Origin of the sequence: Glaciecola sp. SC05 (assembly GCF_041380235.1) — a bacterium.
GTDB lineage: Bacteria > Pseudomonadota > Gammaproteobacteria > Enterobacterales > Alteromonadaceae > Glaciecola.
Map to the genome: position 1 here is coordinate 34,805 of NZ_JBGIYY010000002.1, position 18,918 is coordinate 53,722.

Annotated in this window: 17 protein-coding genes and 1 pseudogene; 14 read left to right on the forward strand and 4 right to left on the reverse strand. The window is 40.6% G+C overall.

Translation table 11 applies throughout. The features are described from left to right. Positions 1–93: 93 nt before the first annotated feature. The 3 genes from AB9H30_RS01890 to AB9H30_RS01900 all read left to right on the forward strand — a co-directional run bounded on the left by AB9H30_RS01890 (position 94) and on the right by AB9H30_RS01900 (position 1,906). On the forward strand, positions 94–432 hold the full coding sequence (locus AB9H30_RS01890) for a hypothetical protein (RefSeq protein WP_371192932.1): 339 nt from the start codon (positions 94–96) through the stop codon (positions 430–432). After that, the gene (locus AB9H30_RS01895; protein ID WP_371192933.1) at positions 433–1,548 is read left to right on the forward strand and encodes a GGDEF domain-containing protein; all 1,116 of its coding nucleotides are present in this window, start codon (positions 433–435) and stop codon (positions 1,546–1,548) included. Positions 1,549–1,711: 163 nt separating this feature from the next. Continuing rightward, on the forward strand, positions 1,712–1,906 hold the full coding sequence (locus tag AB9H30_RS01900; RefSeq protein WP_371192934.1) for a hypothetical protein: 195 nt from the start codon (positions 1,712–1,714) through the stop codon (positions 1,904–1,906). Positions 1,907–2,138: 232 nt separating this feature from the next. Here the strand turns inward: AB9H30_RS01900 and AB9H30_RS01905 are convergent, their stop codons facing one another. Next, a complete protein-coding gene (locus AB9H30_RS01905; protein ID WP_371192935.1) occupies positions 2,139–2,516 on the reverse strand; it encodes a hypothetical protein in 378 nt (125 codons plus the stop codon). Between the two features lie 360 nt (positions 2,517–2,876). Further along, a complete protein-coding gene (rrtA, locus tag AB9H30_RS01910; protein WP_371192936.1) occupies positions 2,877–3,467 on the reverse strand; it encodes a rhombosortase in 591 nt (196 codons plus the stop codon). Positions 3,468–3,644: 177 nt separating this feature from the next. On the opposite strand from rrtA, the gene AB9H30_RS01915 reads away from it, so the two are divergent. Together AB9H30_RS01915 and ggt are read left to right on the forward strand one after the other, a co-directional pair. Continuing rightward, entirely contained in the window at positions 3,645–4,400 is a 756-nt protein-coding gene (locus AB9H30_RS01915) for an enoyl-CoA hydratase-related protein (RefSeq protein ID WP_371192937.1), read from the forward strand. A gap of 38 nt (positions 4,401–4,438) precedes the next feature. Beyond that, on the forward strand, positions 4,439–6,256 hold the full coding sequence (gene ggt, locus AB9H30_RS01920; protein WP_371192938.1) for a gamma-glutamyltransferase: 1,818 nt from the start codon (positions 4,439–4,441) through the stop codon (positions 6,254–6,256). A gap of 134 nt (positions 6,257–6,390) precedes the next feature. Here ggt and AB9H30_RS01925 read toward each other — a convergent pair whose 3' ends face one another. Both AB9H30_RS01925 and cysK read right to left on the reverse strand, forming a co-directional pair. After that, positions 6,391–6,843, reverse strand: coding sequence for a hypothetical protein (locus AB9H30_RS01925; protein WP_371192939.1), 453 nt, complete (start codon positions 6,841–6,843; stop codon positions 6,391–6,393). Positions 6,844–6,962: 119 nt separating this feature from the next. Further along, a complete protein-coding gene (gene cysK / locus AB9H30_RS01930; protein ID WP_371192940.1) occupies positions 6,963–7,928 on the reverse strand; it encodes a cysteine synthase A in 966 nt (321 codons plus the stop codon). Positions 7,929–8,254: 326 nt separating this feature from the next. Here cysK and AB9H30_RS01935 point away from each other — a divergent pair. The 9 genes and pseudogenes from AB9H30_RS01935 to AB9H30_RS01975 form a co-directional block, all read left to right on the forward strand. Further along, positions 8,255–8,746 (forward strand): annotated as a pseudogene (locus AB9H30_RS01935) (AAA family ATPase); the annotation flags it as partial. 100 nt (positions 8,747–8,846) lie between these two features. Then, on the forward strand, positions 8,847–10,313 hold the full coding sequence (locus tag AB9H30_RS01940; protein WP_371192941.1) for a tyrosine-type recombinase/integrase: 1,467 nt from the start codon (positions 8,847–8,849) through the stop codon (positions 10,311–10,313). 2 nt (positions 10,314–10,315) lie between these two features. Further along, positions 10,316–12,703 (forward strand): hypothetical protein, encoded by a 2,388-nt coding sequence (locus AB9H30_RS01945; RefSeq protein ID WP_371192942.1) that lies wholly within the window; start codon positions 10,316–10,318, stop codon positions 12,701–12,703. Then, positions 12,696–14,852, forward strand: coding sequence for a hypothetical protein (locus AB9H30_RS01950; protein ID WP_371192943.1), 2,157 nt, complete (start codon positions 12,696–12,698; stop codon positions 14,850–14,852). Before AB9H30_RS01945 ends, AB9H30_RS01950 begins: the two co-directional genes overlap by 8 nt. A gap of 10 nt (positions 14,853–14,862) precedes the next feature. Continuing rightward, a complete protein-coding gene (locus AB9H30_RS01955; protein ID WP_371192944.1) occupies positions 14,863–15,366 on the forward strand; it encodes a hypothetical protein in 504 nt (167 codons plus the stop codon). Positions 15,367–15,940: 574 nt separating this feature from the next. Next, the gene (locus AB9H30_RS01960; protein ID WP_165744477.1) at positions 15,941–16,339 is read left to right on the forward strand and encodes a mCpol domain-containing protein; all 399 of its coding nucleotides are present in this window, start codon (positions 15,941–15,943) and stop codon (positions 16,337–16,339) included. Beyond that, positions 16,323–16,937: a hypothetical protein gene (locus AB9H30_RS01965; RefSeq protein WP_165744476.1), complete on the forward strand. Its 615-nt coding sequence runs from the start codon at positions 16,323–16,325 to the stop codon at positions 16,935–16,937. Before AB9H30_RS01960 ends, AB9H30_RS01965 begins: the two co-directional genes overlap by 17 nt. Before the next feature lie 44 nt (positions 16,938–16,981). Further along, positions 16,982–17,578 carry a pancortin-3 gene (locus AB9H30_RS01970; RefSeq protein ID WP_165744475.1) on the forward strand — a complete coding sequence of 199 codons (597 nt, stop codon included), beginning with the start codon at positions 16,982–16,984 and terminating at the stop codon, positions 17,576–17,578. Further along, a complete protein-coding gene (locus AB9H30_RS01975) occupies positions 17,578–18,705 on the forward strand; it encodes a hypothetical protein (protein WP_371192945.1) in 1,128 nt (375 codons plus the stop codon). Before AB9H30_RS01970 ends, AB9H30_RS01975 begins: the two co-directional genes overlap by 1 nt. Positions 18,706–18,918 lie beyond the last annotated feature (213 nt).

Below are 18,918 nucleotides of genomic sequence, written 5' to 3' on the forward strand. Positions count from 1 at the left end.
TATCAGAGACATATCAAAACTGTAATGCGTTGTTTTAGTTGCACAGGTCTATAACGATGGATAGCTTATGCATAATAACCCAATGACTTTGTCATGAGGAAACAAACAAAACATGGAGTTTGCAGTGATTGTATTGGCCATGTAGTCGATGATAATTTTTTAATTGGTTTGAAGAGCTCCAAAGGGCAGTTTCCTGCCGTTGAATTTTTGGTGGGAATGACGTGGGTCATATTGAGAAAAGAAGTGATTCAATGTCCACAATTGGCACTTTTCGACCATTTGGCTAGATATTCCCATCGCTTTGCCTGTGAGGTGGTAATAACATGCTTAACCCTTTATGGATTAACGTTGATGTTTGTCAAGCATTTGCTTATTCAGCCGTTATCTATTGATGATATTTGTTATGGCGTCGTTTCGACGATATATTGGTAAATGCACACTAGTAATAAAAAACAAAAAATTACAAAAGCAAGTACTACCTTTGTTGGCCTATCTGATGTTGAATCCACCAGACGTCTTTTCATATTTTACGTGACTAGCTATTTGGGCGCAGTGATTCTATTTTATTTCGCCTACAAATACTTCAACACAGAATACGTCGGGCTACAACTTCTCTACTCAATTGGCAGTGCATTTATTATTGGTAGCGTAATGCTCGCCCAAAAATTTAAAAACAAAATTTACTTTATTCAGTTCACGGGCTTCACCGTAGGCTGTTTGATGCTTGGGCAAGTATATACAGGAGGTTTCGAAAACACAGGCCTATATTGGATATTTCCGTTTCAATTTGCCATGTTTATTCTACTGGGATATCGCTGGGGTATGATAGGAAGTATTATTATATTTGTGCTGTCTGCGGTTTTGCTATTTAATCCTCAATACACCATTGCCAAATATTCTTTTGTAGAGAGTAGCCGATTTTTAGCATCTTTAGCAGTAATCGACATCTTCATTTTTACCAGTGAATTTACTCGTTATAAAAGTCACCAAGCAATGATGCTGCTAAACTGGGAAAAAGAAAATCAAGCTAACACCGACTCGCTGACGAATCTACCAAATCGCAGATATATTACCTCATTTTTCTTAGACCAAGTGAATACCAAAAAGAGTTCGCTGTTACCAATTAGCATTATTATGGTAGACATCGATCACTTTAAAAAAGTAAACGACAATCATGGGCATGACGCGGGGGACAGAGTTCTTATTTGGTTTGCAAATATTTTACAGCAGAGTATCCGAAACTCAGATTTAGTTGCGCGTATGGGTGGTGAAGAGTTTTTGATTGTTTTCCCTAAGACGCAAATTGATGAGGCAGAAAAAATCACCAATGCGATACGTAAAAAAATAGAGAAAACGGCGTTTTATGCAACTGAAGATATGTCGCTTAAAATAACTGCGAGTTTTGGTATTGCTATGGCCGAACACGTTACAGAAGTTGAATCTGCAATGAACAAAGCCGATGTCAATCTATATTTGGCCAAGCGAAGTGGTCGCAACCGTGCCTGTATTGGTCCTGAGAATAGCCCGCCGTCGATGAACAACGTTTGAATAAGACAATACAAGGTATGATTTAAAAACGTATTCTTATAAAATAGGATGATGTTTTTATTTTTTACATTTACAACTAATTCACTTACGACACTAATAAACAAGGAGACACTAAGAGCGCGATCCCGAAATGGTTTTATGTGGTAACAATTATAGTACTGCTTTGGAATTTAATTGGTGCAGCAGCCGTTGGCATGAATTTGTTTATCACGCCAGAGCAATTGGCTCAATTGTTGGGTTCAGGGTCATTGAAGTGATTGTTGGTGCAGGTCAACGGATGAAAAAGTCAGGATTTGATACTTTTAGGTATGGGTTTTATCCGGTCAATCGACAAAAAAGCGTTGCGAAGGCATGCTGATTTCCATCCATTCTTGCTCTTCGATTATGATTTTGAAACGGCCGCTTTCTTTAGTAATGCAAATAATATTGAGGGTGAAAAGTCGGGTTTTGGCACAAAATGGCATGTTGCTACCAGTCGTCAAAATAGATAAATAAGCTGCTGCAAAAAACCAAGCGCCATAAAGTAAGGCTTAATGTACGAGTCCAAGCGAAGCCTAGACGGATGATCAAAGCCTCATACTAATGACAGCTTAGTCGTTGCTAGCCAATATTATTGTTAACTCCGCTGCACTAACGAGCGCAAATCTGCGTTTAAACATCTTACCGTCTTCATCGAAGAACAAGAGTTCGGCACTTTTTGCCTCGTAATTTTTTATAAAATTATCTGTTGCTGGATAGCCTGTGCGTGATACTAAGTAGTTAACAGTATCACCAAGTTCCGCCTTTGCATTATTCATTTCAATCGTCTGTTGATTACTTACTACTAGATTCAGATCGTAAATAAAAACCACCGACTTTTTGCCGTTGCCAATTTGATTTAAATCATTATCGAGTGGCGCCGGTAATGACCAGATAAATGCAGCAACAAAAATTGCAATGAATCCAAATATCAGAAGAGTCTTTTTCATAGCGTTTAACTTCTCATTTTACTGTGCTTAGCAACCTACCAAACAAAAGCTATATCTTAGGCAAATATAATATCACTTCTGCTGTAATCAGTTATGGCAGATTGCAGGCTCAACCTTTATTGGGGTTTCTGAGCATCGTCTAAAAGTTTTAGCCTAACAGTTTAATTTAGGGCCACAAAAAAAAGGGCTCATTCGCAAGCTATGAAAGTTGCATGAATGATACCGGCATTCGTCATCAATTAGGATGAAAGGTTAATACCGTCACGATTATAGATATCGAAGCCTTTGCTTTGACTGCACGCACAACAAAGCAATATCGACTAGTTTAGTTCGCTTACCGTTGTTCTATAGTTATGCCTGTCAATCCCTAAACTGCTGTTGCAACTCTAGCACTTTTACAATACAGCCAGCCACAACTCCTAGCACGGCGCCCCACAAATGCCCATTGATAGCAACACTAGCGCCTATCAGCTCTGCAGTAGACTGAGTTGAACCGCCCATTTGTTCAAATATGAGTTTGCCGATACCGAATATAATAATGATGTAGGTGGTAACACGCTTTTTGTTGACATCGAGCACTAGCGCAAATGCAAATAGGCCGTGAAGGGTGCCTGATAAACCCGCATACCACGTGATGCTCTGAAGGTTGTTAGTCGCAAATAGCACCATAGATAGGCCCAATGTGCTAAAAGCGAGAGCTAGTAACAGTCGCTGGGGCGAAAAGTACTCTACAAACAACAGCCACGTTAGCCAAAGCCCAGCTATGTTAAGCGCAAAGTGCCAAAGGTTCGTATGTACAAAATGTGCGGTAAACATGCGCCAAAGCTCGCCGTTGGCTAAACCCGCTTCGCTTAATACCATTGCGTCAGTAATATTGCTTGGCAACAACATCGCTGCGCTGCAAAGCACGGTGATCACAAGGCATGCAGCCCAGCTCTTATAATGCGTCATTAGTATCCAGACAAAAAATAATGGAAGTATTTATCGATTTCAGCGCTCGCAGCACTCTTATCGATCATAGCTGACCTTTTGAAAAGACTATCACCCGATTAAATACTCCCTATGGTTTAACAATCGACGGCTTAAAGGTAGACTGCCAGTAACATCACTACATCTTATAAAATAACTATGATAAATACACAAGTCGTTGATCACGTTCTTAAGATACAAATTGACCAAGCTAGCAAGAAAAATGCGCTAAACCCGCGCATGTATGAAGATATGGCGATAGCTATTGAGACCGCCTCTGAGAGCGCCGTAAAAGTAATTTTGATTGAAGGCGCCAATGCTTGCTTTACTTCTGGCAACGATGTTAGTGAGTTTGTAAAATCATCGGCTAAAACCGGCGACATCAATGAGACCTATCGATTTATGCTGGCCTTACTGCATTGTCCGCTACCGGTAGTGGCTAAAGTTGAGGGCTTAGCCATTGGCATCGGCACCACATTGCTATTGCATTGTGACTTCGTGCTCGCACATAAAAATACCAAGTTCGCAATGCCGTTTATCAATTTAGGCTTAGTGCCCGAATATGCTTCGAGCTATATTATTCCACGAATTGGCGGGCATCTAGTAGCCGCCGAACTACTGATGTTGGGCGAGGTGTTTAGTGCCGAAAAAGCCCTGAGTGCGGGCCTTATCAACAGTATGCATGACGATGACTTAGAACAAGCCTGTAAGCAGCTAGTTAATAAACTGATTGCCAAACCAACGGCGGCGTTACAACAAACAAAAGCCTTATTAAAATATGACAAAGTTAATATTCAACACTACATTGATGAAGAGTTAAAATGGTTTGTGCAGGCGATGCAAACTGACGTCGCTAAAGAAGCGTTCGCTGCATTTATCGAAAAGCGTGAAATAAACCGCAATATATTTAAGTAATCGCTAAAAAAATTGTAAATAACTAACAAGGACATCTTATGCCCCTTCACAATAGCGCGTCATTCCTAGTTAAACGAAGTGTGGTTACATTGACGCTTACCCTATGTCTATTCAGCGCACAAGCTATAGCAGACGATACGCTTACTGCACAAAACAACGCGGCGTCAAACCCGCAGCAATCCGCTTGGGAAGACCGAGAGCCAGAGGCCGCGACCGGCATCTATGAAAAACAGGCTGCAACGGCCACACAGTATATGGTGTCGGCCGCAAATCCACATGCCTCTAATGCAGGCCTGAAAATTTTAGAGCAGGGCGGCTCTGCTATAGATGCAGCGATAGCCGTTCAAGCCATGTTGACTCTTGTTGAGCCTCAATCATCGGGCATTGGTGGTGGTGCGTTTATCCTATATTGGGATAACACCGAAAAGCGTCTTTACACCTACGATGGAAGAGAAGTTGCACCGGCTAATACTGAGCCTGATGTGTTTTTTAAAAACGGCAAGGTGATGTCTTGGCGCGAATCAGTGGTAGGCGGCAAGTCAGTGGGTGTCCCTGGTGTGCTAAAAGCCCTAGACAAAGCACACAAAAAACATGGGAGTTTAGCTTGGGACAGCTTGTTTAACGCCACCATTAAACTTGCCAACAGTGGCTTTGAAGTATCTCCGCGCTTGGCCGGTTTGTTGGTGCGCGATTTACACCCCGCACTGAACGAATTTGAGGCCGCTCAGGAATACTTTAAGCCAAATGGCGAGTGGCTAAAAGAGGGCGAGTTAAAACAAAATCCCGCCTTGGCAGTAAGCTTGGCGAACATTGCTAAGCAGGGCGTTGATTACTTTTACTCAGGGCCTCTAGCTGAACAAATTGCAGAAGCTGTGCGGCTTGCTCCGACTAATCCGGGTAAAATGAGTACGCGCGATTTGCGCAACTATCAGGCTATCGAACGCTTACCTATGTGTGGTGATTATCGCGGATACCAGGTGTGTGGAATGGCACCGCCTAGCTCCGGAGGGGTAAGCGTTTATCAGATATTAAACGGTTTAGAGCAATTTGATGTGAGTAAATGGAGCCCTCAAGGCTCTGAACTGGTGCATACCTTCAGCCAATCTAGCTCTCTTGCTTTTGCCGACCGATCTATTTATTTGGCTGACCTAGACTTTATGGGTCTGTCGGCTAAGCCACTGGTAGAAGCATCCTATTTGGCTACCCGCAGTGCATTAATAAGTGTAGATAAACCCTATGTTAAAGGTACCCCTGGCCAACCTTATCCAAACTATGCCTTTGCGCAGGACGATGCATATGAACTCAACAGCACCAGTCACATAGCGATTGTTGATAAGGATGGTAATGCCGTATCGATGACGACCAGTATCGAGTTTATGTTTGGCTCAGGGGTAATGGTAGGCGGCTTCTTGTTGAACAATCAACTTACCGACTTTGCCCTATCGCCTGAAAAGGACGGTAAACAAGTGCTAAATCGAGTACAGCCTGAAAAGCGTCCGCGCAGCAGCATGTCACCTACTATGATATTTGATGAAAATGGTGAGCTATATCTTGTTGTGGGTTCGCCTGGCGGCAGCCGCATCATTAACTATGTTGCCCAAGCCATTATTAATGTTGTGGATTTTGGTATGAATATTCAAGACGCTATCAGTGCGCCACGATTTACTAACCGCAACGATTACACTGCGCTCGAAAAGGGTACTGACATCACTAGCTTGGAGAGCGAGTTAACAGCGCTTGGTCACGATGTTCGGATTATTGACCTAAATAGCGGCATACACGGAATACAAATTGAAGATGGTAAGTTAATAGGCGGAGCAGATCCGCGCAGAGAGGGCTTGGCAGTAGGGCGATAATAGCCGTCACATATCCAGTGTTATCTGATCATTAAAAAAGGCCCGACCCAGATATTGTAAGCGGGTCAGGCCTTTCGTTTTTGTTCGTGACGCTCCGTTGTTGACTAATCGGCGCGATTTTGAATCATCATTTATTACGGGATGGTATTTTTAATGTCGACCACTAACCATTTTCCTGATTCGCGGATCATCGAAATGGTTTTCAGGTCAACCACTTGATTGCCTTCAAAGTCACCTTCGATTTTCACCTCAATATCCGCTTCTTTTTGTACATCTGAAAATATCAGTGTGCCGCCAGAGACAGGGTCAACGGTCATGTTGTTAAGGCGTAGGTTAAGCATATGCCTTTGCACATTTTTGTTGGTGTGATGATTTTGCATTATTCTACCAAACCGAGCATCAGCCATAGAAATCGCTCGCTCTAGTGTTTCGTCATGGTAGATCGCGCGCATAAATACAATCGCAGTATATTGCGGTGTGTCTGTGCTCATCATACCGTAGCGGCCAGCTGCAACTTCATCGCCGGAACCATCTGAACAGCCAGTCATAAACAAGACTGATAATATAGTTAGTAAAATGTACTTCATTGATCTATCACCTCTAATGACGCTATCGGCTTTCGGTATCAAATCATGAGGGATATTCTGTATTTGCATAAAAAAAGAGAGCCTGAGCTCTCTTTTTGATTATTTAGAGGCTAGAGACCTCACTGAACTTCCTCTAATTCAGAGAACTCGCCAGCAAATAGTGGACTGCTCAAGTAACGCTCAGTGCCACTGGCTAGCAGCACGACAACGATTTTATCTTTGTTTTCTGGGCGCTCTGCAAAACGCTTTGCCGCTACTGCTGCCGCACCTGACGAAATGCCCGCTAAAATACCTTCTTCTTTCATGAGACGGCGGCACATTTCAAAGCACTCTTCGTTACTTACACGCTCAACTTCATCAATGATGCTCAAATCAAGGTTGCCAGGAATAAATCCTGCGCCAATCCCTTGAATTTTGTGCGGTGCTGGGGTTAACTCTTGCCCGGCTAATGCTTGGGTGATAACAGGAGAGTCTTCAGGCTCTACCGCAACTGTAACAATGGTTTTACCTTTGGTATGCTTTAAATATCGTGATGTCCCGGTGATAGTGCCTCCGGTGCCAACGCCCGCTATAAAGGCGTCGACTTTCCCGTCGGTAGCATCCCAAATTTCAGGCCCTGTGGTTTTTTCATGGATCTCAGGGTTAGCAGGGTTATCGAACTGATGCATTGCCACATACTTACCAGGGTTAGCATCCATTAGCTCTTGAACTTTCGCTACCGCACCTTTCATGCCTTTTGGTGGCTCAGTGAGCACAAGGGTAGCACCTAGCGCTTTTAATAGCTTACGGCGCTCTAGCGACATACTGCTGGGCATGGTGAGCGTGATTTTATAGCCACGAGACGCGGCGACAAAGGCCAGTGCGATACCGGTATTGCCACTAGTGGCTTCGATAATCTCTTTTTCAGGGGTTAAGGTGCCGGCTTTTTCAGCATCCCAAATCATATTGGCGCCGATGCGGCATTTTACGCTGAAGCTCGGGTTACGGCTTTCAATTTTCGCGTAAACGTTTCCAGAAACAATACGATTAAGCTTTACGAGCGGAGTATTGCCTATAGCGAGAGAACTGTCGTCAAATACGTGCATGGTGAGCGATCCTTTTAGTATCTTGTTTGTTTATCGATGCATATCAATAAACTTAAGTGTTGTGTCGTGCGTAAAACAATTAAAGTAGTCACATTGATGTTTACTAACGCAAACCTCATGTTACAAGCTTATGCTTTATTGGCGAAAAGCAAAGTGACATTTAGCTATATCTTATTAGCCTATGTACAAAAGTGAAGGGTAATGCCTAAGTTAGTAACAAGACCGAATATTGCCATCGATTATTGCAAGCGCGGTAAGTTAAATGTCCGCACTTGTAAGCATCGCATAAACGCATTTGAATACAGTGACTAAAAAAGAGAGAAACAATGGGATTTAAAGGTACTGATAAATATATCGCAAGCAAGGAATTACAGTTGGCAGTTAATGCCGCTATCACACTTGAAAAGCCACTTTTAATCAAGGGCGAGCCCGGCACAGGTAAAACCATGCTTGCAGAAGAACTTGCGTCTGCTTTAGATGCCAATTTGTTGCAGTGGCACATCAAATCAACCACAAAAGCTCAACAAGGTCTGTATGAATACGATGCGGTATCTCGACTCAGAGATTCACAATTAGGCGATGAGCGCGTAAAAAATATCGGCAACTACATCGTGAAAGGTAAACTGTGGGAAGCCTTTACTGCGGAGCAACGCCCGGTATTGTTGATTGATGAAATTGATAAAGCCGACATCGAGTTTCCGAACGATTTGCTTTTAGAGCTCGATAAAATGGAATTTTTTGTTTATGAGACTCAGCAGCGCATAGTCGCCAAACAACGTCCCATTGTTATCATCACCTCAAATAATGAAAAAGAACTATAGTTGGCATAATTAAATGACAAAGATTGTTGGAGGTTTTGACAAAGAATAAATATGACTTATATTGAGGCTTAAAATAACCTCGATGATAATTTGTCTCATGGAAAAAAACTGTGATTATGAAATAAAAGTAGTAAAGGTTTTAAAAAATCCTAAGTTAGCTAGTCCAACCAACCTTGAAACTTGTAACCTTGAGCAAGTAATTAAAGGGAGCGCAACAAAAAGGCAAAAACTTTCTATCATTGTTCAACCTGATGGAATGCCACTAGAGCCACACAATCAATACCTACATTCCAAAATTAAAAATGGTGTTATGGATACATCTTCAGATGCACATGCGTTAATGTCATTCCAGCGCTTTCTAACAAGAATAGGCGAAACCTATCAGTCCTTAACTGATGATCCACAAGAAGGCGTAGTGTGGAAGTATGCTGATTACTTGATTGACAACACTAAGGTCTTTTGTCCGTCATCAGGTGGCGTATTAAAGAATTCACATGGCTATTCATCATCAACGACCAACAACTACATCACTGTAGTTATTGATTTTTATAAGTGGCTTCATAGTAACGGCTTGTTTTTTATCACCAGAGATAAAAAGCCGTTTGAGTTTAAAGAGATCAACAAACGCATGTCTAAAGGTATAAACCAACATGATTTACTTGGACACATTAGCAGTAGAAATCGAGTTCTTCACATACAAACAACGGACGTAAAACAGCGATTCCCAAAGATTCAAAGTCGTCAGCCGCATCAAATATTAAAGCCAATGACCGAAGAGCATAAAGAAATATTCCACACTCACCTTAAATCACTTCCGTATACCTATTCTAATAGAACCCAAAGCTTAATGTTGCGTCTTGCCGTCGAAACAGGATTGCGCATGGATGAAATGGTTACATTTCCTGCACTTGGGATACATCACCCTACAAGCGAAGCTGAATCTATTCCATTTAGCATTGGTCCATACAACGGGTGTAACACTAAATTCAGAAAAGTTCGTAATATAAAAATACCATACGGCTTAATGCTTGCGCTACACGAATACCTAAATAGCGATGACAGAAAAGAAATGCTTAAGAAACGCATTGGCAATCTTAAAAAACAACACGAGAAGGATGTTGTAGCTCAAAAAGAAATACATATCATTAACGGTGGCACAGAAGATACATTTGAAGGTGTGGAGTTTGATAAAATTAAGCACCAAGAAGTACAAAACTTGTTCGTAAATACAAGCGGACTGCCTTTCAATAAAAACACGTTACAAAGCAAGTTCAGTGACATACGCGCAGCAATCCAAGAGAGCCACCCTATCTGGTACTACCGACCACATGATTTGCGCTCAACATTTGCTACACATTGGCTAAAAAGAGAGGCTGATCGGAGAGTGACAGTATTTGATATTCTCATTAGCGAATTAGCCGACTTAATGGGGCACGAGTCAACACAAATAACACAAAAGTACATTAATTTCATGAGCGACCTCACCGCCAAGATTGAATTCGCTCGAAGAAAAAATAGAGCAAGCCAAGAAGCTATGATTATAAACAAAAATATTGGATTATAAAGATGCCTGACCTTCGTAAAAGCCCCTTAAGTGCAGGCATTTTAAAGGACAATCCGATAACGCAAAGAGAGCGTAACGTGATTGATTTTGCTTTGCTAAAGCAAAAGGCGATGCTTGCAAATAAGCAGCGATGTTACTTTGATTTTCATCCATTATTAAATGGTTGTGATAATCGAAAGAGGCTTGTTTATCTATTAGCGAAAGGATTGCGTGAGAGCTTAGAAGACGATTGCTCCACCGATTCAGAATATGGTGCTTATTTAAGATTCTTCAAATATGCCCGTCACTGCAATGCAGTAGGAGTTGATCCATTTTCTAGAATAGGTTTTTTGAGTTTTTGTGGAAGGGAGGGAGAATTACAGAGACTAGTAACCCTTTCGGAAAAACCACTTCCATACTCTTACCTTTACGATCATGGCGGAGAGACAGGGATATCAGAAAATCATGCAGGTGGAATTAGAGGAAGTATTATAATTCAGCTAAACCGCGCTAAAGTATTTAATGAACAATGGTTGAGGGATACCCCCATTTTCTCAAATAAAAAAAATCCGACACCAGCTTATTCGCATAATGAATACAACACTTTACTTAGGCGTTTGCAGTTTGTATTTTTTTCAATCACCAGCCAATTGATTGCAGCAAAGGAAAAAGGGGAATGGTTGGATTCTGTCGAAGCAGTTTTTGATGAACTTAGTGACGGTAGCATACATACGATCACCATACCCAATCCAATGCAAGAATCAATTAATAATCTTACTGCCTTCAACACAGCCATGATTTGCGGCTATTTTTTATTTTGCCATTACACGAATTTAAATACGACCTCTGTATTAAATGTATGCCATCCAATAGTTGAAACAAAATACGCAGAAGCACATCGTTCAACGCGATATACGACAATTAACGCTTGGAAAGGAAGGGCAAAAAAAGTTGTGCAAGGAACCTTTGTGGAAGCTGAAATTGCTGATAATGAAGAGGGAATCCCTCTTGATATAGACAAACGCGATGGACTGACTTTTGTCAAAGCGTTAGCAAAACTATCTTTAATGTTTAATGAGGATACCAATAATGAACACCCACCGCTATTTTATCGTATTGGCACAAATGGCATTACTCCAAAAATAACAGGTGTTAATCTTAACAAAGTGGCTAAAAGGCTCACAATCTATACAGATAACCGCATCGTTCATGCACCTTATCTAATCGAACGATTTAATGAAGTGGTTGATAAACAAACTATCACTAAGGTTAAGCGATTCAATGATGACATAGGAAGTGTAATTTCAAAAGATACTCAACCCCTCAAATCAAAAGATATGAAGGATTGGAGTATAGTTTTAGCTTATGCAGCCTTGCGTTCATTGACCGACATCCCCCTTAAAAACATATACATGCCTCTTAAATACTCAGAAATCGATGAAGACGGTAATGTTGATGTATCATTTTTTTACCAAAATGGGCTAGAGGGTAAACTCACTGTTGCCAGTCGATATGTAAGCTTTGTTAAGAAACTTGAATCTTTTGCAGAGCATTACAATTCCACAAAGCCCAATAAATATCATCCTAACCAGAAGCTCACCCCTTATCTGCTGCCCTTAGGGTCAAGAAACAAGACGTATCAATGGAATACGTTGGAATTACCTATTGTCGGGTATTTAGCAAAGGTTGGTATTTACTCTGGGGAGTATTTGTTAGATGTAACTTCAAAAAGAATTCGAGCCACTGCATCGAACTTCAACTTCGACCCAAACGACGGTGGACTTTCTGTAGCAACCTCGCTACTTCAAAATCAATTAACCACATTAGAAGATCATTACCTCGAAGGTGATATTACGCAAAACCAAGTCGTTACCAGTCAAGCAGTAGATATTCTGCATGAATATCTTGATAGCGATTCAATTAAAGATGCAAAAATCAAGGTCAAGAAGAGTCGAAATATCGAAGTTTTGGAGTATGATGCTTGGAAGGAGCTAAGAATGCCTACTAATCCAAATGGCATGATGTGTGGTGGAGAGCCAACAGGAGAGGCTGCAGCAGAGCACAGGGCATCTCAAAGAAGATCTAAGAGAATTGTAAGCGAAGATATTAAAATCAAGTGCTACCAATACGATAAGTGCTTAACGTGTCAGAGTGCCAAGCTTGTCAATGATATATCGAATGCATACAAACTTTTATCGTTTATCGAGTTATTGCAGGACTCCATTGACCTTATGCCAGAGCGGGAAGAGGAATTTTCCATACGTGCCAATGCTTTAATGGAGTTGGCCGAACAAAACTTATCGAAAGACGTACTAGAGCAAGCAGAAGATAAACTTCTATACGAGGGGCGTTACTTACTTCACGATGAAAGCTTTTTACAGACAATGGCGAGTGTGAATTACCATGCTTAAACTAAAAAATGGTGCCACACTGGCACATTCATATCAGGTTAATCAAGTCGATGGGGGTGGTGATTACTACCGTGACACCTTACTCCCATTAATGTGTGATGGAAGGTGGAATGAGATACAAAACCATATCGTAATCCGATTACCCAACGGCGATGGTATTAAATTTAGCTCAGACAATTGGGGTTTTAGGTTATTACAACCAGAAAATCCTTTAGCGTTGTTATTTACGTATCAGGACAAAATACTTCCTTATCGCCTGCGTAACGAGACAAAAGCAGCAGTTCTAGCACGCATGTTTACTGGTCGAAAAACGATCACTCTGGATACTTTAAGGGCATGGTTGAATAGCCTAAAACCGTTAGTAGCGCAGTTGCCCTTAATTGGTCTAGATAGTTTCTCACAGTTGACAGATGAAATCCTACATGACCTTGCTCAGACAAACCCTGATATTTTTAACAGCCCACAAAGGGTGTGCGCTGTTAACTCTCTCATTGATTGTTACGAGGAACTTCCCTTTGATGTTAATTTTTCAAGACAATCCTCCGAGAAACTTGGCGTTCAAGCGGCGAAACAAAGCCAACACCTTGCTATCCCTCCTAGGATATACAAAAAGCTGATAATCCAATTTTCCAAAGATATTACTGATCTTACTAGACATATCCTTAAAATTGAAAGTGAGACCGTTCGAATGCTAGATATCCAAAGAGAATTCAAAGACTATTCTGTTAAACAATTTAGACAGGGTATGATAGCGAACCCATTTAATGGAGCTGCGACACTCGAGCAAGTGGAGGAAACATTCAAACGGGAAGGCGTTCTTCTGGTAGATCATCTTAAAGGCGAGAAAGACTCGCCGGGTCGTTGGATGAAAGTTTTTGATCAATTACAACCGCCCATAAGGTCCATATCATCGTATGCCCTGAGCAAAAATTGGAGCTATGAGCCATTTAAAATTGGAAAGTTACAATTTGACACTATTGGCAAATTTATTAATTTCCTAATGGATGTTGACACAAAGTGTAAAACCTTGTGTCTCCTGCTGAGTGGGATGCGTATTGACGAGTTAAATTCAATGCACCCTGACTATGGTGCACAAAGTTATCAAGTTTATAATCAAACAATTCACTTGTTTACAACTAGACAGTCAAAAATCACCCGAGGGCAGCAAACCGAAGAGGATATATTTGTAACTAATCAGATAGGACACAAGGCATATCACTTACTAACTTCAATACATAGGCCTTATTTAAAGAGAGTAAAAGATAAGAAAATCGGCTATTTCGCAATGCTACAAAAAAGCACATACCCTCAAGTAATTATTAAGAAAAATTGGGCAAACTTCTTGGCAAATAGGGTTAACAATTGGCTTCTAAATAATAAAAGTAACATAATCTCTTTAGAAGATGAAAGCTTTCTACGTGTTTCTAACCCATCGAACTCAGGCATCGAGGCGGGAAATACGTTTAAATTTACAAACCACCAAACTCGACGCTCTTTTGCGTTCTATATGGTTGGGTTAGAATTAATGGCGTACCCACAACTTAAAAAACAGCTATCACACCTAAGTTCAGCAATGACTCGTCATTACGCCAATAACGCGTCCTATTGGGGGTTATTGCGCTCTGAAGTTCATCATGAGCGTATGTTGCAAAAATCGGAACTGCTCGCTAGCGTCTATAAGCGCTTAGCGCAAGGCGGTACGCTAGCTGGAGGAAAAGGCAAAATTCTGAAGAAATTAGCTGGTAGCAAAAGCTATTTTGAAGAAAGTGAAATAGATAGACGGCTTGACCCTAGCTACTGGAGAAAGCTTATTGAAGCCGGCAAGGAGCATGTCCATGCTATCGCCCCAGGAATGTATTGCACTAACGCTCAGTGTGATATGCGTATCAATGTTGCGCTGGACGAATGCGTAGATTGTGAATTTGATTTTATCATCGATGGCTTGTATGCCGAGGGTAAACGTCTTGCCGCGCATAGAAACTTAGTGGTGTTAGATGAAATGAACGATTTAAACCACAATGTCTTATCGCAGTTGGTCGTTGTTATTAGAAGCTGTGAGAGAATTCTAAACGATTTGGAGATCTCGTTCACCCCAATTGAGCTACCAGAAAATATTAAAGAAATGCTTATCGACACGTTTGAGGCTTAACGGAGGTTCTATGTCGTTACGAAAAATAAAGAAGCAAAAAACGGCTCATGAATTTATGGCAGCAATCAATAGGCTTGTAGACAGAAAGCCAACATGCAGAGAGTTGAAAAAGAAGCTCGCAGACGGAAAACCACTAAAGCTTAACCCAACGAACGTTGAAAAAGAGGCAGGAAGAGGCTATAACTCGACTAAGAACCATCCTTCTGTACTAAAGGAAATAGAGCGAATCAATGCACTAGTATCAAATACAAAGGAAGTCAGCTCACAAGTCCTTGAGAACCTAAAAGCCGAGAGGAAAGAAAAGAATAAAGAAATCAAAAAACTTAAGGAAAATATCAAGAATAAAAATACTGAACTTGAAAAACTTAAGCGGGTCAATTTGATCTTACATGCCCATTGCCGCGAATTGACGAGCGCACTCTACAATAAAATTCCACAGGAAGAAAGAGAGGGTCTGTTTGAAAGGTCTGTGACCACTAAAAACGAAAGCAATATTATTCCGTTTAAAGATTAACAACGTGCAAACGAAAGAGTCATTGGGCTATTTGCATTCTAGGGTTAGAACAGGCCTATTTTATCTAAATTCAAAACGGAAAGAGGTGGTTGGATTTAGATAATTCGTATTACTTCTTTGTGCCAATTGCGGACATTAAAGCGTAACTCGTTTCTGCCCCAAAACCACTTAACGCAAATGCTCTAGAGTCGAATTTGAACGAACTACGGCAGTTACCCAAAGCAGAACAAGAGAGCTGCCTAAAATCAATTCGTTAACCTGCTTAGTTGCTCAGGCTAGCGGCCTCTGTGCGCGTAAAAAATATAATTGCTTATTAAGGCAAATTTAGATGTAATGAATACATAATAAGCGCTGAGCAATGCAGGGAAAGCTTCATTAATAATAGATTCGCTGTTCAAACCAAATGATTTGGCTAATGTCTCTAAAAAGCAAATTCCCATAGCATAAACAACACCAACTCTGACACACCGAGAAGGTAGCGCCTCAGTCCAACAAGCGATTATGCAGCACATACTGCGTGTCGCATAAATACTAAAATGTTAGGCTCCAGTTCTATTTACAACCGAGGTTCTAGTTGAAATATATTTCTATTGATGGTGATGATGTAGGTAGAAAGATTACATCATATTATTTGAGTAATGACTGCAACGGGCTTGAGGAGTTAAGCAGCTCTATTAGGGCTTCTACAAAGGCAATATCAGTTAAGCTTCAGGAACATGGATTTGACATCATTTTTTGCGCTGCCGATGGAGTCGCGGCGTCTACGAAACAAGATATTGACATGAAATCTATATTCTCCGAAATAAGGAAAATATCTCCAAATGGAGTTACTTTTTCCGCAGGGTCTGGGTCAAGTATTCGTGAATCCTATATTGCTTTAATTTCAGCTAAGAGCAATGGGAAAAATTGCCTTCATGAGTATTCAACATTAGATGATTACAGCAAGGATTGCCAAATTGTTCAGGATCGTTAAGTTTGACCTACTTTTAAAGTACATTGCTCTTGCTACCGTTGTCATCAGTATGGGTATTTACGCCCTTGTACAAACATACTGGCTACCTGATATATCGCTATTTAAGGTTATTACGATATCTTCAATAGTAAGTACCTTATTAATTCTATTGCTATTGACTTCCTTTATATCTCGGAAGATATGGGCTGTTTTAGCTTGGTTTGATAAATCAATGTTTCCTGATCTAAATGGAACATGGGAAGGCGAAATCACTTTAGAAGATGGTAAAAAAATTTCGGCTAAAGCTGTGATTCGACAATCGTTACTTGCAACTCAAATTGACATGCATGGCGAAACGACTAAATCAATAACCCTGGAAACAACGCCAACAATTGAGCAGGGACAAAAGAAGCTATATTACGTCTATCGTTCAACTCCAAAAACACCAGGATGGCCTTCTTATAATGGCTCTACATTATTTGATATAAGGACTATAGACTCGGGGAAAGGAAAAATGTATGAACTTTCTGGTCACTATTACACTGATCGAAAAACAATTGGCAGGGTTCGGCTAACTCAGATTAGCAAGGATTCAAATAATGACGTTTCATTTTACTAAAAAGCCTAACAAGGCGCTGCTACGGTTAAATCACGGAGAAAGCTATGCATGATTATGCTGTATTTGGACATGATAGATCTACTATTGGAAGGTGGTTGGGGTTTATATCTATTGCCCTCTCAGGTGGAGTCGCTCAGCTATTGGCTATTGCTAGTAATCTAAGTGGTATTGAGGCATTTACAAAAGCAACAATTACCACAGGCGTAGTATATTTTTTACTCCATTGGATATTCAATAAATGGGTATGGAAAATTTCATTTTTTGAAGTTCCAAACTTAAATGGGGAATGGGAACTTAAGGGGCAAACGCTAAATGATGATGGGACTACTAAATTCGATTGGGAAGGTTCTATTGGAATTGAGCAAACTTGGAAAAATATCCAAGTACACCTAAAAACAAAAAACAGTCAAAGCGAAAGTTATACTGCGACGCTTTCTAAGCGGTTCGGTCCAACAGGTGGCTGGCTTCTTTCATACAGTTACAAAAATGAGCCAGAAATAGAGCAGAGCCATGAGTTGAATTCTCATAAAGGTTACTGCGAAGTTGAGTTTAATAAAGAACTAACGGTTGGTAAAGCCTCCTATTTCAATAGTGCAGGAAGAAAGACATTTGGTGTTATGAGTTTAAAAAGGATTCAATAATGATTGACTTTGAAAAACGGTTGAAATCGCTTAAAGAGCGCAGACAAGGAACTCGTGAACGAGCTATTTATGATTCTATGGAGTCTTTTTCTGCCAATAATGCAATACAGCGTGGGGTTGATGTCAGGAAATCAGAATCATTTGAAAACCTGAATGAAGTCGCTGGTGTCAAATACGCGATAGGCGCAATGTCCGCTGTGGAACCAGCATCTACAAATGTATCTATTGATGAGGGTAATCGAGTAGCTGATAGTCTTATTAAGAGTTTGCAAAATAGTGGTGAATCTGTCACCAAGCGGCTTCAAGGCTCAGTGGCTTTAGATATTCACATCAAAGGGCATTCTGATGTTGATATGCTTATCATTGTTACTAACCCTGTAAATATTGAACTTCCTACAGTAAATCCAAATGGATACTCTCCCGCAACAGACACTAGAGGTTTGATTAATATTGCTAAGGATGTGAGGGAAAAATCAGAACGTATTCTGCCCATTAGCTTCCCCAAGGCAGAAGTTGATAGTTCGGGAAACAAGTCAATTGCTTTGGAAGGTGGAAGCTTGAGACGAAAAGTTGATATTGTTCCAGCCATTTGGTTTGACACAATAAGATACCAGCGTTCAGGTCTAGAAAGTGACCGAGGTATTAAAATATATCATAAAGCAGATCATGAATTTCATCTTAACTATCCATTTACCCATATCAAAATGATAAATGATAGAGATTCATTGTACTCAGGAAATCTGAAATCTGTAATCCGACTATTGAAGAACATGATTGCTGATATGCCTGACTACAAGAAGAGAACTGCGAAAAATTTGAGTAGCTATGATTTGGCTGCAATCGTATTTCATATGAATACAGATTTAGATGTACCTAGCTACATGAAGTTGGCACTTGTGGAGAAAGCTCGTGCACATTTAGCCTTTCTTAATTCTGCAAAAACTTATCGTGATACTCTCGATGTTCCTGATGGTAGCCGAAAGATATTTAATGAAGAAAGTAAGACTGAAGCTTTAGAAATTCTTACAAATGAAATTTCAGACTTAGCTAAAGCGATTTATGAGGAGCTCAAGCCTTATAGCGAGAGGTATGATGCAAATGTCATCCTCAATAAGTCTGTATTTTAGCCCTAACAAACGCATGTTGTCGGACTGGTTTTCCGCTGCGATCCAAACCAGCCGCAAATGCAGGCGTTAGCCCATAGAAATTCACCTAATACAGCTGATGACCTAAAACATTTTTGTCCAAAAACGAGTTTACCCGACCGTCCGCTATTCGCTCAGACTGTGTGAAAACTATTGATCACCTTTTGGTCTAAGTCCCGCGTTTTTATGATCAAA

Excerpts from the sequence above, each read along its gene's own strand:
- AB9H30_RS01890 (WP_371192932.1), top strand. The coding sequence starts at position 94 with ATGAGGAAACAAACAAAACATGGAGTTTGCAGTGATTGTATTGGCCAT.
- AB9H30_RS01895 (WP_371192933.1), top strand. The coding sequence starts at position 433 with ATGCACACTAGTAATAAAAAACAAAAAATTACAAAAGCAAGTACTACC.
- AB9H30_RS01905 (WP_371192935.1), bottom strand. The coding sequence starts at position 2,516 with ATGAAAAAGACTCTTCTGATATTTGGATTCATTGCAATTTTTGTTGCT.
- rrtA (WP_371192936.1), bottom strand. The coding sequence starts at position 3,467 with ATGACGCATTATAAGAGCTGGGCTGCATGCCTTGTGATCACCGTGCTT.
- AB9H30_RS01915 (WP_371192937.1), top strand. The coding sequence starts at position 3,645 with ATGATAAATACACAAGTCGTTGATCACGTTCTTAAGATACAAATTGAC.
- ggt (WP_371192938.1), top strand. The coding sequence starts at position 4,439 with ATGCCCCTTCACAATAGCGCGTCATTCCTAGTTAAACGAAGTGTGGTT.
- AB9H30_RS01925 (WP_371192939.1), bottom strand. The coding sequence starts at position 6,843 with ATGAAGTACATTTTACTAACTATATTATCAGTCTTGTTTATGACTGGC.
- cysK (WP_371192940.1), bottom strand. The coding sequence starts at position 7,928 with ATGCACGTATTTGACGACAGTTCTCTCGCTATAGGCAATACTCCGCTC.
- AB9H30_RS01940 (WP_371192941.1), top strand. The coding sequence starts at position 8,847 with ATGGAAAAAAACTGTGATTATGAAATAAAAGTAGTAAAGGTTTTAAAA.
- AB9H30_RS01945 (WP_371192942.1), top strand. The coding sequence starts at position 10,316 with ATGCCTGACCTTCGTAAAAGCCCCTTAAGTGCAGGCATTTTAAAGGAC.
- AB9H30_RS01950 (WP_371192943.1), top strand. The coding sequence starts at position 12,696 with ATGCTTAAACTAAAAAATGGTGCCACACTGGCACATTCATATCAGGTT.
- AB9H30_RS01955 (WP_371192944.1), top strand. The coding sequence starts at position 14,863 with ATGTCGTTACGAAAAATAAAGAAGCAAAAAACGGCTCATGAATTTATG.
- AB9H30_RS01970 (WP_165744475.1), top strand. The coding sequence starts at position 16,982 with ATGCATGATTATGCTGTATTTGGACATGATAGATCTACTATTGGAAGG.
- AB9H30_RS01975 (WP_371192945.1), top strand. The coding sequence starts at position 17,578 with ATGATTGACTTTGAAAAACGGTTGAAATCGCTTAAAGAGCGCAGACAA.